9 protein-coding genes and 1 pseudogene are annotated in these 14,496 nt (G+C 40.1%); 3 read left to right on the forward strand and 7 right to left on the reverse strand.

What is annotated here, in order from left to right; genetic code table 11:
• Together JOC83_RS05425 and JOC83_RS05430 are read right to left on the reverse strand one after the other, a co-directional pair.
• Nucleotides 1-771, reverse strand: coding sequence for an SGNH/GDSL hydrolase family protein (locus tag JOC83_RS05425; RefSeq protein WP_205184977.1), 771 nt, complete (start codon nucleotides 769-771; stop codon nucleotides 1-3).
• A 290-nt stretch (nucleotides 772-1,061) separates the two neighbouring features.
• Nucleotides 1,062-1,898 carry a gamma-glutamylcyclotransferase family protein gene (locus tag JOC83_RS05430; protein WP_205184989.1) on the reverse strand — a complete coding sequence of 279 codons (837 nt, stop codon included), beginning with the start codon at nucleotides 1,896-1,898 and terminating at the stop codon, nucleotides 1,062-1,064.
• Between the two features lie 102 nt (nucleotides 1,899-2,000).
• Here JOC83_RS05430 and JOC83_RS19960 point away from each other — a divergent pair.
• Both JOC83_RS19960 and JOC83_RS05435 read left to right on the forward strand, forming a co-directional pair.
• Nucleotides 2,001-2,108: pseudogene (locus JOC83_RS19960) on the forward strand (copper homeostasis protein CutC); the annotation flags it as partial.
• Nucleotides 2,100-2,240, forward strand: a complete 141-nt coding sequence (locus JOC83_RS05435) for a hypothetical protein (protein ID WP_239583376.1) — start codon at nucleotides 2,100-2,102, stop codon at nucleotides 2,238-2,240. The pseudogene JOC83_RS19960 and the gene JOC83_RS05435, both read left to right, overlap by 9 nt.
• A 135-nt stretch (nucleotides 2,241-2,375) precedes the next feature.
• Here JOC83_RS05435 and JOC83_RS05440 read toward each other — a convergent pair whose 3' ends face one another.
• The 4 genes from JOC83_RS05440 to JOC83_RS05455 form a co-directional block, all read right to left on the reverse strand.
• Nucleotides 2,376-9,443, reverse strand: coding sequence for an S-layer homology domain-containing protein (locus JOC83_RS05440; RefSeq protein ID WP_205184992.1), 7,068 nt, complete (start codon nucleotides 9,441-9,443; stop codon nucleotides 2,376-2,378).
• A 255-nt stretch (nucleotides 9,444-9,698) separates the two neighbouring features.
• The gene (locus JOC83_RS05445; protein ID WP_205184994.1) at nucleotides 9,699-10,835 is read right to left on the reverse strand and encodes an MBL fold metallo-hydrolase; all 1,137 of its coding nucleotides are present in this window, start codon (nucleotides 10,833-10,835) and stop codon (nucleotides 9,699-9,701) included.
• 79 nt (nucleotides 10,836-10,914) lie between these two features.
• Nucleotides 10,915-11,760 (reverse strand): hypothetical protein, encoded by an 846-nt coding sequence (locus JOC83_RS05450; protein WP_205184996.1) that lies wholly within the window; start codon nucleotides 11,758-11,760, stop codon nucleotides 10,915-10,917.
• A 61-nt stretch (nucleotides 11,761-11,821) separates the two neighbouring features.
• Complete coding sequence (locus JOC83_RS05455) at nucleotides 11,822-12,790, reverse strand: aldo/keto reductase (protein WP_205184999.1); 969 nt, start codon at nucleotides 12,788-12,790, stop codon at nucleotides 11,822-11,824.
• Between the two features lie 150 nt (nucleotides 12,791-12,940).
• Here JOC83_RS05455 and JOC83_RS05460 point away from each other — a divergent pair, with 150 nt between their 5' ends.
• The gene (locus tag JOC83_RS05460; RefSeq protein ID WP_205185001.1) at nucleotides 12,941-13,606 is read left to right on the forward strand and encodes a TetR/AcrR family transcriptional regulator; all 666 of its coding nucleotides are present in this window, start codon (nucleotides 12,941-12,943) and stop codon (nucleotides 13,604-13,606) included.
• A 139-nt stretch (nucleotides 13,607-13,745) separates the two neighbouring features.
• Here JOC83_RS05460 and JOC83_RS05465 read toward each other — a convergent pair whose 3' ends face one another.
• Nucleotides 13,746-14,474 carry a ZIP family metal transporter gene (locus JOC83_RS05465; protein WP_205185003.1) on the reverse strand — a complete coding sequence of 243 codons (729 nt, stop codon included), beginning with the start codon at nucleotides 14,472-14,474 and terminating at the stop codon, nucleotides 13,746-13,748.
• Nucleotides 14,475-14,496: the final 22 nt, after the last annotated feature.

Genomic DNA, 14,496 nt, shown 5'->3' on the forward strand with positions numbered 1-14,496 from the left:
TCAGACCCCTTTAAAAAATGCCTTATAAAAGCTCGCCCACTGCGCATGTCCCTTCTCACTTAACACACCTTCGACACTCACATACGCAGAAAGAGCTTCTCCTTCTGGCCACGTTTTCCAGTGGTCCACGTAATACACGCCATGTTGATCAATCACTTCTTTTACAAGTGTGACTTCATTCGGATAGACACTTGCCTGAGCTAACGGCTGCGACGGCTGAACAAGTAAAGCAGGGGCAGACGGTAGCTGTTTGAGCTGTTGCATCATTTCATTCGTATTTTTCACCGTGTTATGAATACCGATTAGACCGTTGTCAAGAAGCGTCGGTGGCTCGTACAACACCACGTCAGGCTCATATTGTTCGAGGGTTGAAAGGGCGCTTTTGGCAAGGATATTCGCACTCGTTTCACCGGTTAATGAATGAATGTGAACGGTAAACACCTCTTTGCCATACGTCTCTTCAATGAACTGCTTCACCATCACCGCCCAGCTTCCTTCCTCGGTTGTAGCGTGCGGTCCAGCAATGACAAATGAGAGTGGCTTGTTAGCTTGAATGGCTTGTTCAATCTTTTTCACAAAAAACGGAGGCAAGTTCTTCGTATAGCGCATCACATCGACTGCTTCCTCCTCGGCAGTCACTGGTTGCTTCATCACGACGGAAGTCTTCGATTGCGCCGCATGAACCTCGATTTTCTCTTTCCAATGCTGATGTCCGACCACAAAGACAGTCAAGCATGTGGCGATAGCTGCAACATTGACGATAACTTTCATCTCATTCCCCCTATGTATGACTTTTCACAAATACTACTTTCATTATAAAATACAGTTCCTTCCATATGTCAGGTTTCGTCCGTCTTTTTCCGACAGCAAAAGCTGACAGTTTCGTTGACTTTTCATAAAACAATCCCATTTCGCTGAAACAAGAATACACTAGGTGTAAGGGGACAATAGAATGTCTAAAAAAAACGCGTTGATAGCTGCTTTCTTCGTTGACTTATTCTTCGTCCCTTTTAATGAAACACAAAAAGGATAAGAGCATCCATCTCTTATCCTTTTCTTCTTTACAAGCGCTCAATATGCGCTTTGACTCGTTTCATATATGCCTCGCTTAACGTCCCTGTTCCTCCGCGTAAAATTTCCGTTGCGTAATGATCAGGTGGCGCGAGCTCTTCCTGCTTATCCATGACTAAAAACGTAAGAACGTCATGAAGCATTTCTCCGTTATGCTCGACTGAAATAAGCGCTGGGCGATACGTGTTCGTTTCGACTCCTTCACGCATATACAAATATTCCACCGCTTCTTGCGGCACACGATACAATTTTCCTTCTACTTCGCCGCCCTCTTCTACAATATCGGCACGGCCTCCGTCTGGTCGATGATAGTTAAAACGCAATGTGTAACGAGGAAGCTTCCCTGCTCCTAGTAAATCGGTAAAATGCTGAACCACACCTTGAAGCGTAAAGCGCTCTGTATCCATGCATGAACCGTACGCAAAATAAAGGGTTTGTCCTGCCGTATCAAAGTTCCAAACGCGCCAGTCTCCACCTGGAATGCGTGTTTCACAAAGCGATGACGCTTCGTTTACGACATACACAATCGCTTCAATCGTACTCACATCCGTTTTGATTGATTGAATGATGCGCTCATACTCATTCGTTGGGCTACCTGCTTTATAGCCTTCAAGCTGATCGAGTGCTTTTAATTCAAGGTCATTCACTTCATACAGTTCTCCGTATACCACTCCGTCTCCAGTCGTCATCGCTGGATAACCTCGACCGGAATCGTAAAGAGCTCCTTGCGTGTACGCTTGTTCCGCCACAAGGTGCGCGTCTTTCAATAAATCGTGATTGCTTTCCCCTTTTCGTAGGGTTCCATATACGAATACATAATGCGTCATTAAGATCATCTCCTTTTCTATTACACTATCACGTTTCAAGGAGAATGACGAGACACTTGAGTTCTCTTTTCGCTTTTGAAATAATCATAGAGAAACGGTAAAGAAGGTGGACTCACACCAAGCTACGGCGTCATAAAAAGCGTATGCAAAAACGTCACCATTCCCGTGAATGTGATGATTCGTCCCCATAGTCGAGGCTTTGTGGCAAGCAACATTGCATCATTTGTTGAAAGCGTGCCCGTGAAGGAGATTCATTTTGGCACAGGTGTGCGTCATGAATTCAGCTATGAACATGAAATTGATCCGGCGAAAATCCAAGAAATTCGACGTATCGTTGGATAAAAAGCAACACCCCTTACCTTTTGAACAGGTGTTCTTCAAAAGGTAAGGGGATGTATTTATATTGGTTATTTAGAACATATTTTTCTTAAAACAAATAAAAAGAAGAGCCGATGACTCGACTCTTCTTCTACTATTCTACTTATTTGTGTATCCTACAAACTGCAGCAGTTCATCTAACATTTTCACCATTTGAGCACGTGTTGTGTGGCCATTTGGATCAAAGTTGCCGTTTGCTTTACCCGTGATGATGTTCGCTTGTAAAACGGTTCTCACATCACCTTGTACCCACTCGGCAATCGCTTCGTGGTCATTAAATGTGTTAATGTCTTTTGTTGTGTCAAGCTGCTTCTTGTCATAGCCTACATATGCTAGTGCGCGGCTAATCATCGCAGCTGCTTGCGCACGTGTTACTTTTTCGTGTGGCGCGAATGTGCCATCGACTTTTCCTTTAATGATGCCTGATTCAACGGCCGCTAGTAATTCAGCTGCGAACCACTCATCACCTTTTACATCACTAAAGCGTCCATCGTACTTCTCCGTTGATACAAGTCCTAAGCTACGCGTTAATAGTAAAGCAAGCTGTAGACGTGATGTCCCATCGTTTGGAGCGAATGTTCCGTCTCCTTTACCTTGTACGATAAACTTTGATGCTAACTTTTCAATTTGTGCTTTGTTCCACTGTTTGTCGGTTACGTCTTTAAACGTCACGACTTCCTCAATGATCACATATGCACTATTTGTATAGCTGCGCATAATCGCTTCATTTCCTGCGAAATAAGTCGGAACCGCACGGAATGATCCGTCTTCATGCAGCACAATCCCTACTGCACGATCAACGTTCGGTTTGTTTTTAAGCGTAATGCTGCGCTCCACTGGTTTCGAGAACGTCTTCACTTCCACTTTCTTGTCTCCACTTTGAACGAATACGCTAAACTCAATGACATCCGATGTGTAGGTGAAGTCTGGTGCGTTCTTCACCGTCGTTTTACCGATTGATACGATAATCTCTTCGCCCGCTTTTAAGTTTTCAACAACAGACTTAGGTAACGCGCTCAATGGTAATTGATAACTCCCTGCACTCGTTTCAACCGCAAATGCCACACGGTCGATCGCTTCTTTGTTTTGAAGCAACGAAGCTGCTGGTAGCTTCACTTCTGCCGGTGCTTTTGTTACATCTTGCTTCACTTCTACTTTTACTTCACTTACCTCTTTGTTTTTCAATACTTCGTTTAATGCGTCTTCTTTTACCGTTACTTCATTTCCAGATACGGCAACACCATCGTTTCCGATCGTTGCTTTGTCACCTTCTACTTCAGGTGCTGGTACTGGAGCTGGTGTCGGAGGTGGTGTTGAACCTCCACCGCCATTACTTGGTGGTGGTGTTGGTGCTACTTGTGCTTTTGTGGTAAACGTTTGTTCCACGTTTTGACCAAGACGTTTTCCGTCATAGTCAACCATGTTGCCGTCTACAACAATTTTATAAGTCGTATTTGCTTTTAAGTCAGCTGCTGGTTTAAACGTAAATGTTTTAGATAACAGCTTATTCGGATCTTCTTCAAAGAAGCCGTTTTGACCATTTGAATCCGTTGAACCTGGTGCATCAACTAATTTGTAACCTGGCTTGTTTTCTAATGTAAAGTTCCCTGAAATCGCAACATCACCGTTATTTGTTACTTCATATAACTTGATGTTGTCTTTTCCTGCTTCATTCATTAGACGATCAAATTCAACCGTGATTGAGTCTTTTACTTCAATGTTTGTTGCGTTCTTTGCTGGTGTAATTCCTTTTACTTCCGGTGCCGATGTACGCACTAATGGCACGTTTAATTGTGTTTCTGGCGGTGGTACGACAACGTGACGACTAATATAGCTGTCATAGCCTTCTTTACTAAATACAACACGCCAGTTTCCAACCGGTACATCCCATCCGTAACGACCATCTTCTGTTGTCGTTTGCGGGTTCACTTGACCATAACGCTCTGCATTCCACTGTGTCCATACGCTATTTTTCTCTTCTTCTACAATCGCCGTTACGCCTTGAAGACGCTCTTGCATGCTACCTTCAAATACGTAACCAGATGGATCGATTAGAACTAACACTTCAATTAATGGAACAAGATAGTCTTTTCCATCTACCGTGTAAGCTAGTTCGAATAAACGCTCACCGTATGAAGACCAACCTGCAGGGTATTGACCAGTAAATGTCTTACCGTTCTTTGTTAATGCGACTTCTTCACCAAGGAATAAAATCTTCGCACTATCAACATGTTTATCGAATGTCACATCGACATCGATCGGTGTAAATTCACTAATCGCCATGGTGGCAATTCCTGTGTTTGGATTTAACTTGACGTTTTTATTCCAACCAGCTGTAACCGTCACATCCGTAATGTTTGGAACTTCAGGTTCATACGTTATTTCAACTGGTTTTGATGTGTACGTATCCGTTCCATCTTTCACACGAGCCGTTAATGTATGCGTCTCACCTTCTGGAAGTGTCACTGTCGCATACCACCAACGACCTTCTGTTTTCACAGTCGCAAGACGTTGGCTACCTGCATACACGTCTACCGTTGCGCCATCTTTTGCACTACCGTATACTTTGATTTCTTTTGAAGATGTGGTTGCTGGTGCGTTTAACGTCACATTTAAAATCGTTGTCGATGCGTTAAATGCACGCTCGTCCGTACCTGAACCAATTTTTGCTGAAACATCCACCGCTTCAGCTGGCGTATCTTCTTTCACTTTTACTTCGAAAGTGAGAACGCCTGTTGCATTAGCTTTTGGTGATACCTTTAATCCTGTTAAACCTGCCTGTTTTTCATTATTTAGAATGACTGAACCTTCTACAAGCTCTACTACATCTGTTGGTATTGTCACACCTAATGGTACATTTGTTGCATCGCTACCGTTGTTTTTATAATCAAGGCGATACTTAATTGTTTTACCTGGTGCGACTGTTGTTGCCGAAGACGAGAATGTGTTGCCTTCGCCTGTGAATGTGCTTGCTGAATTGTTAACAAGCGTCACGTTTTTAGCCATTTCGTTGCTGTCGCCTTCTAGTTCAAATGTGAATGCTTCTTTCACACTTGGTTGGCGTGAAGCACCGACTTCCATTTCATACTCTTTTCCTGCTTTCAACCCGTAGATTTCATACGTACCATGACGACTAGACGACGCCCAAGCTACCGTATGTCCACCTACTTCATTTACATTAATCCATGCAAATGGAACTGGTTTTTGATTGTTGTCTAAGATTTTTCCTTTTAAAACAGTTTCACGTTGAAGATTGATTTCAACTGAACCTTGAACTTCATTTAAATTAATCGTCTTTTGAGTACTCTCGGTTTTGTAACCAGGAGCATGAACAAATAGATTTAACTTCCCCCTTTTAGGAGCATTTTCAAATACAAATTCACCGTTATCATCTGCTTGCTTCCAGCTATAGTATTCATAATCATCTGTATAAGCAGACACACTTGCATGAATATATGGCCCATTAGGCATTAATACTTTTCCTTTTAATGCTTGTGCTTGAGTCAATGTGATGGTTTGAGTTTGCGTTGTATTTTCTACTTTTAATTTATTCATATTACTATAAGGCACATAATTAGATGCTGAAACCGTTATATAGTAATCATTCGCATGAATGGCTTTTAACGTTACGCTACCGTCATCATTGGTCTTACCTAAAATAGTTCCTTTGTTATATCCAAATTTGTTTGCAACATCGTAACTTGATAATTGCACAAAGGCCTCTTTAATTGGATTCCCATCTTCATCTACAACAGAGAACTTAACATCTGTTTCCTTTATATCTACCTTGTTTATACTTAGAGAGATTGGATTCTTTATATAATCAATTTCTTTTTCAATAGCGAACTCACCTGTTGTGGCTTCATATAATCCGTCCCCAGAAATAGAGTAGGTGTAGACACCTGTTGGTAAATTTATAAACTCTTCTTTGCCAGTCCAGTTACGTAAAACTCCATTTTTACTAACGTAACCTGTTAAGTAAGTTCCAGTCGTTTCATTGTGCAGATTTACCCATAGATACTCATTACTTAATGTAATTGGTTTACTACTGGTATCTATAACGTTAAATTTCACGTTCTTTTGCACGTGTCTTTCTGGGATTTTAATTTCATACTTATCAATTGGACTTTCGCCTATATCAACACTTCCTACATTTCGAGACAATTCCCTTTTATATTCTACGTCAATTGAATAGCTACCTTTAGGTAATACTTGTTCAAATGAACCTACTTCGTCTGTTTCAAATACAAAAGATGAAGTTGAGTTATATAGTGTTACAATTGCTTTATCTGTTAATGGCTCGTTCCCTTGAGTGACATTACCTCCAAACTGCGTACCATTAACCCTTTGTTCAATTTCATTGGATGTTATTTCGTTTCCAGCTTGGTCATATGCGACTACTTTAAATGCGTACACAACGCCTGGCTTTCCGTTAAATACATATGTTGTCTCTTTAACTTTTTCTTTAACAAGATTATATTCTTCATTTTCTTTTACATATACATCATACAATAGCCCATTCTCAGTTACATTCCATGATAAGGTAAACTTGTTATCTTCACCTTCTTTTACGACCGCTAACTCTGGTGCGACCGGAGCTGTTTGATCAACTGTGATATAAAGGTAGTTAGACACATCACCACTATCAAACTCCGCAAAAACGTCATATGCCCCTTCTGTCAATTGAAGCGTAACTTGAGCATAACCCTTTTCATCTACTTTGCCACTTCCTACTGATTGCTTTTCTTCGCCTTGTTGCGCAATGAGATTAAAAGTTTCATTAGGTTTACCAACAACATCAATTACAACCTCTCTAGACGTAATTTGTGTTGATGTAGAAATATGAGTATTTGGCTCATGTTGTTCATCAATTGAAAACATTTCTTCGAATGTTTCTTTTTCATTTGTAAATGGATTATTTAACTCTAATACGTACTTATATGTCCCTTTAGGTAAAACTAGATCTTTAAACCAGATACCACGTGTGTGTTCCAATTGCTGTTTTTGTAAAGTGCTACCTGAAACATCTAAAATCGCCGCATTCATGTTGAGACTTTGATTTTGCCATGCTCCTCCAAGTATAAAATCACCACTTGTTAACTTTTGCTCTATATATAAGCCAGATTCAGAACCTTTTTCACTTTCATAGTGAGTATTATAAGCGTGCTCTAGGGTAAAAGTTAAAGAGCTATTAAAAGAAAGTGAAACATCTTCATTAAAACTCTTATCTTGTGTATTCCAATATAGATTATCTTGTGTTTCTTCCTTAATACTCTCTATCTCTATAAATTTTTGCCCTGCAGTTACATAGATATTAGAATCATAAGGTACATTGGTCCATATAGGATTCTTACTATCAACTAAACCAATAGTTTTATGCTTATATGGTGAACCTTGAACATCTTCAATAGAAAGTTTGACTGTGTTGACTCGTTCATTCACAAAATTAAATGTAGTCTCACTACTTTTAATAACTTTATTGAAAATGTATGTTTTTTTATCTAAAGACCCACTATATACTATTTCCACATCTAATGGCTTTGATAAAATTAACGGAAGTAAAAAAAGTTCCTTATCTAAATTATCATCTCCATGCCAATCGTAATAGTAAGCACCGTACAAAAAGTTATTAAAGCGATACTTCATATCGTGTAACCCTTGAAGTTCTTCATTTGTGAGAGACGGTATTATTTGATGAGCATCTTCATTAAACGTAATAGAGGATAGATTCTTTAATTCTAATCCCGTATAGATCTCTGTATGATAATACAAAAACTGTTGGTTATTAGATTTTTTCAAACGATATATTGCATCTAATTGATATCGTTTCGTATCAACAATTTCAAATCCTTTGACATTTTCTATAGATAACTCTTCAAAAAATTCTACAGAAGGTCCTACCATGTTTTCACCTTCATTAACCTCTGTGATACGTGCACGGTTTAAATGAAGATTAGAATAATCATTCGGTAGATTCAAATTAATTAACTTCATCACTTTAAACGGAGCACTTATCTCGGTAGATTCATAACGGATAAGCGCTGTATAATCTCCTGGAGGAAGGTTTAAATTGTCTTTATAAAAATTAGCGCTATCTACTGTAAACGAATTAACAACTTCATTATCACTATTCACAATATCTACCACAAACCCTTGATGTACACTACCTATTCTAAAGTCGCCTCTTGTAAAATCTGCATTTATATTCAAAGAAGGAGACGCTAAACTTTGATTATATTTTACAAAAGTAACTTCACCTATAGGATTATCCTCTAACTTTAATGTTCGATTTTCTTTAAAAGACGGAGAGAGCAATTCAAGAGACTCATATGAGAATTGGTGATCATTGAGTTTTCTTTTAATGGTGATAGATACTCTCTTATTATCACTTCTTGTCACATATAATTTACCCGAAAACTGCGGAATACCTTCTGCATACAAATAAGCGTAGCTAGAATCATTACCTCTTATCTCTAACGAGCTAAGCTGATATTTACTTCCTAAATCAAACGTAATTTCAACTGCATGATCCTTTTCTATATTAAGTGAAAAATTTTCAGTTGCATCCCCACTCTTAAAAGTCTTGACTAATTGATACACGTTCGAATTATTATCGAACCCTGTTACAGTCGCACCTTTTACAAGAGATGGATCAGCCAATACTCCTGTATAAGATTTCACACCACTCGAATACCCTAGTATATTTAAATTCAATTGCCATGCCTCCAAACTCGACAATCCCGCAGAAGCATAGTCTGGAGAGAAAAATTCCGTTTGATCGTTCCATTTTATCTGTGTTGCTTGTAAAAGCTCTTCACCTGTAAATGGCACAATATTTACATACACAACCTTTTTAGTTCCTATCAATAAATCTAGCTTTACATTTACCAAATAATTTTTACTAGGCTTGATGACCGATGAATTCACTTCAAATGTAGAGTTACCATTATGCATACTATAGTAGTCTACGTATGTATAATGATTTCCCTCATAACCAGTAGCCTCTAGAATTTCTACATAGCCATAGTCGAGCTGATAATCTTCTTTCAACTCTACATCAATTGATAACGCATCCTCATTTGCCTTTACCACAACCGGTGCAACCGATGGCAGCACAAGCGAAAGAACGAGTACAAAGGATAATAAAACTCGTAATTTTTTTGACATTTTATTCCTCCTATTGAATTTTTTACCTAACAATAGTATTTTATAACTATTTATCGAAGTAAAGCAATGCTATTTTACTATTTTGGTAGATTTTTTCCATTCTATTTAATAATCCTTATTTATCAAGGATTATTTTTACACAAACGAAAAATAAATTACTTTTTATTCCAATATTATTTTTCTAAACAACGTTTTCCTTAAAATAAATAAAAAAAAGAGCCGATGACTCGACTCTTCTTCTACTCGTTTATTTCTTTAGCTATTCAACGTGCGAGGTGCTTTTGTTTCCTTCTCAACCGTATTCCACCATGACGAAAACGGCGTGTGTAAGTCGTTGCTTAACGAAACGGTTTCACCGATTTGAGGGGTGATGAGATTGACATCCGCTTTCTTTGTCTCACGTAAGGCTCGTTCGACAGGTTCTTTCCAGCTGTGGTAGGCAAGAGTGAAGGCTGCCCAATGGATTAACATCATCTGTTTTCCGTTCGCATCCTGGTGGGCTCTCACCGCTTCTTCAGGCGTCATGTGAACCCACGACCAGCGTCGGTCGTATTGCCCACCTTCTATTAACGTGAGATCAAAAGGCCCGTATTTTTCTCCGATTTCTTTAAAGTGGGTATCATAACCACCATCTCCGCTCGTGTAAACACGTGTCCGCTGGCCAAGAATCACCCATCCTCCCCACAGTGTTGTATCTCGATTGAACAACCCTCTGCCGGAGAAATGCTTAGATGGAGTGAAAACAATGGTCGTGCCATGAAGGTCGACTTCCTCCCACCAATTCAGCTCGGTTATGTGTTTCTTTTCAATTCCCCAGCGTAGTAAGTGAGCACCGACACCGTGTGGAACGAAAAAGTGCTGAACCTTACTCTTTAGCTTTCGAATCGAGGGATAATCTAAGTGGTCGTAATGATCATGGGTAATGAGTACGGCATCAATAGACGGCATGTCATCAATGATTGACAAGACTCCTTCGCTATAGCGCTTGCTTCCTGCAAATGAAACAGGGGAAGCAATTGAGCCTAGCATCGGATCGACAAGGATGTTCTTTTGGTCAATTTTTAGTAAAAAAGCAGAATGCCCAAACCATGTGACGTGATCGTCCTCACTTCGGATTTTGTCCCAGTTGATTTCAGCAACAGGAAGTGATGTACCTGGATGACGGTCTTTATTACCTGAAAGAGAATCCTTCATGAGCGAGAACATATCGCTTGCACTCATGCTAGTGGTTGTTGGAACTTGATTCGTAAACTTTCCGTTCGCATAATGCGTAAACTGTTCATACCACTCTTTTTGTTCTTTGCTTGGATTCCCACCAAAGACAGGATGGACGGTCAAAAACAGAACTGCTGTTAAAAAAATGACGCTTAAAATAATCACAACATAAAGCATGTTTTCTCTATTAATTCCCCTTCCCTATCGGGTTCAGTCTTGTTATGGGATACGAGATCCCTCTACTAGATGATAGCGCCTATTCTACAAGTTGAAACGGCGTGATTTGCGTGACATTCATCGTTTTCATTCGAGCAAAGCGCTCATCCGCATCATTTTCAAGTATCCATTCATGATGGGTTTGTGCGATCATTGGCTCATCATTCACAGACAGCCCTTCCCAATCAAAATCAACAGACACATGAATCGTTTGATCCTCTTTTTCTGTCACAGAGAGGTTTTTCGGATAATGCGCGCTCGCTTTTACTCGACTCGACACTGTCGATAACCATTCTTCAAAACCTTCTATGGTATCAATCTTCCCGCCTGTGCTTAAGTTCAATTCAAATGATTCCGCTAGCAGTTCCTTGAATTTCTCACCATTTACAGCCGCTGTTTCCATGAGATACAACCAATAATGCATAAACGATTTCGCTCGATTATCTGCATAAGCACAAGTGAATTCTGGCGGCTCCACAGGATCAATTGGCTCTAAATTCACCTTTGTAAAGAGCGGTAACTCCTGTTCTCTCAGCTTAAGAAGCGTTGAATAACGAATTCTATAGCTATGTCGACTTTCATCTGGACGTATATTTTGATACAGAATCTCCGCTTCTAACGAAAGCTCCTCATCATTAACTGGTTGAATCAATGCGCGTTCAACATGATGCGCATTTTGCCAGCCTTCATACATCGCTAATCGCTCTTCAAGGCCGGCCTTTCCTTTCATCGTACCAGCTGGAGAGGAGATTTCCACGTCTTCTGCTAAAATATCTAATTGATGTTGAATGCGTGCGTTCGTAAATGGCACTTCATATACTTGATACCAACGATAATACTGTGTGAGTGCCATATGTTGCTGCTGAGTGATAGTGAATTTATCCATGTTGTGTACGCTCCTTTTCCTATCTAGGGTCATCATTTACCTAACCCACTTTCTACGATTCTTAATAGCGATTGCCCGTTGTACCACCAATTGGGGCAAGTGTAGCTAAATACGCTATATCCTCTGTTGTTAAGCTCACATCAAGAGCCGCTACATTTTGTTCTACGTAATGGACGCGCTTTGTCCCAGGAATCGGTACCATTCCTTCTCCTTGTGCAAGAACCCAAGCAAGCGCTAATTGAGCAGGCGTGCACTCTTTTTCAAGAGCAAGCGCCTTTATTCCTTCCACAATTTTCTGATTAGCCGCAAAGGCTTCTTCTGAAAAACGAGGATTATGATAGCGCCAGTCCTCTTGTGTTAATTGATCACGACTCGTTAAATGACCTGTTAAAAAGCCTCGACCAAGCGGACTGTATGGCACAAATCCAATCGTCAATTCACGACAAGTCTGTAACACATCGAGCTCTGGCTCACGAGACCAAAGAGAATATTCCGTTTGAACAGCTGAAATCGGATGAACGGCATGAGCGATGCGTAGCTGCTCACTCGTCACTTCAGATAATCCAACATAACGAATTTTCCCTTCTTCTACAAGTCTAGCCATTGCCCCTACGGTTTCTTCAATCGGTGTGTTTGGATCAACACGATGTAAGTAATATAAGTCAATGTAATCTGTTCCTAATCGTTTCAAGCTTGCTTCACATGCTTCTTTAACGTATTGAGGTGAACCGTTGTATCCTAAAAATTTCACTTCATTGCGCTGAGCGCCAAACTTAGTCGCGATTGTTATATTTTCACGCACGCCTTGCAGCGCTTTGCCTACAAGACGTTCATTTGCGCCCATTCCTTCTTCATCATATCCATAAACATCTGCTGTATCGAACAGGGTAACCCCAAGCTCAAGCGCACGATGAATCGTTTTTGTTGCTTCAACCTCATCTATTTGTCCGTAAAATTCAGACATCCCCATACAACCTAGCCCCATTTGTCCTACTTCTAAACCTTGTGAACCTAACTGCTTCTTTTTCATACGTTCCCCTTCTTTCCAAAAGATGATGTGAAACGAGAATAACATACAACTAAAAACAAGTAAACTATTTTAGTGTTTTTAGTTCAATTAGTTTAATTTGTATAAATCAACAAATTATCCTATAATAAAAGAACTGCAAGGAGGGTTGTTATGTTTAATAACCAGGTGGATACACAAACAGAAATGAGAAAAAAGCTGATTTTCAAGCTTTTACCCGTTGTGAAAAAACAAGGAATCAGTCCATTGCGAACAGACGATCTCGCTCGCTATATGGACATTAGCAAAGCGACTATGTACAAATACTTTTCATCGAAGGATGACATTATTCAATATATCGTTACCATTTATGCTGACTATATTACAAGTATTGATCAAACGATTTTTGAAGAAACCGTCCCATTTGGCGAACGCTTTCAAAAAATCATGGAACAGTCCTTACTTATTGCTTTTTATATCTCCGATTCCTTTATTTTAGATTTAAAGCACAGTGCTCCTGCATTACACGAGCAAATTGTACAAGCTCAAAACGAACGGAATCAGAAACTAAAGACATTCTATGAAGAGCATATCCAAAAAGGGATATTCAATAACATCAATCCGAATCTCATTGTACTTCAAGACAATGTTCTCCTACGAAAGCTCTTTGAACCGGCTACGTTAATTCAAAGTAACCTCACATTGTATCAAGCTCTTTTGGATTACTACGTCCTTCAAAAGCACCAAGTCATTCATCATCACTATCAAGATGAACTTGATGATGCCAAGATGGAGGCAACGATTCAGCACATCGTTCAAAAGGTATCGAATTATATGTAAGAAAAACAGACTGAGACAAACGGGACTAACAACACCGCTGCTTGACTCAGTCTCTTTTTTTATCGAGACATGACAGCCATTCCTTTGCGCTGAAGCAGCATGAAAACATGACGGTGATCACTTCCCAACTTGTCATGAATTAGCCAAGGTGCGTTAAAAGAAGCGAGCATAATAAGCCTAAAGAAGCAACAAAACCAACGATCGGTCCTCCTTCTTCGTAGGCTTCTGGCATCATGGCTGATGCGACCATTGACGTGACTCCTCCTGCTGCAAATGCCCCAATCATCGCAAGAAGGGCATCGGATGCCTCGTTTAAAAAGGCATATCCCCCTAACGAGCTTAGCGCTGAAAGAAGGAAAACGGTTAGCCATAAAAACAAAATTTTCTTATTGGAATAGCCATCCTTTTTTAAACCGATGCTGCTCGATAAGCCTTCGGGAAAATTGCTAATAAAAATGGCGATGACTAATAGCCAGCTTACAGTCCCCTCTTCAAGAACACTCACTCCAATAATCACAGATTCTGGAATCGCATCAATGACGGTCCCTATAAAAATCGCGAAGCCAGCTGAGTGATGTGCACTCTCTTTTGAACGCTTTCTCTCGTGTCCTCCTTTTTTTGAAATCAAATATTCAAACAGGGTAAAGACCGTGGCTCCACCAAGAAACCCAATTGATGTTACCCCTAGTCCACCTTCTTCAATCGAATCTAACAGAAGTTCAAACGAAGCCGCCCCAATCAACACACCCGTGCCAAATGCCATGATGACGCCAATCCACTTTTTTCGAATGGAAAACAAAATGCCTGTGAGCGCTCCTAAAAAGACGGCTGATCCAGCTACTCCTCCCCATAAAGCCGCGTTCCACATACGGATTCTCCTTTCCTAAGCG

It is taken from the genome of Priestia iocasae, from assembly GCF_016909075.1.
GTDB lineage: Bacteria > Bacillota > Bacilli > Bacillales > Bacillaceae_H > Priestia > Priestia iocasae.

Bases quoted from the DNA above. Each gene is read 5' to 3' on its own strand.
- JOC83_RS05425 (WP_205184977.1), bottom strand. From the start codon at position 771: ATGAAAGTTATCGTCAATGTTGCAGCTATCGCCACATGCTTGACTGTC.
- JOC83_RS05430 (WP_205184989.1), bottom strand. From the start codon at position 1,898: ATGACGCATTATGTATTCGTATATGGAACCCTACGAAAAGGGGAAAGC.
- JOC83_RS05440 (WP_205184992.1), bottom strand. From the start codon at position 9,443: ATGTCAAAAAAATTACGAGTTTTATTATCCTTTGTACTCGTTCTTTCG.
- JOC83_RS05445 (WP_205184994.1), bottom strand. From the start codon at position 10,835: ATGCTTTATGTTGTGATTATTTTAAGCGTCATTTTTTTAACAGCAGTT.
- JOC83_RS05450 (WP_205184996.1), bottom strand. From the start codon at position 11,760: ATGGATAAATTCACTATCACTCAGCAGCAACATATGGCACTCACACAG.
- JOC83_RS05455 (WP_205184999.1), bottom strand. From the start codon at position 12,790: ATGAAAAAGAAGCAGTTAGGTTCACAAGGTTTAGAAGTAGGACAAATG.
- JOC83_RS05460 (WP_205185001.1), top strand. From the start codon at position 12,941: ATGTTTAATAACCAGGTGGATACACAAACAGAAATGAGAAAAAAGCTG.
- JOC83_RS05465 (WP_205185003.1), bottom strand. From the start codon at position 14,474: ATGTGGAACGCGGCTTTATGGGGAGGAGTAGCTGGATCAGCCGTCTTT.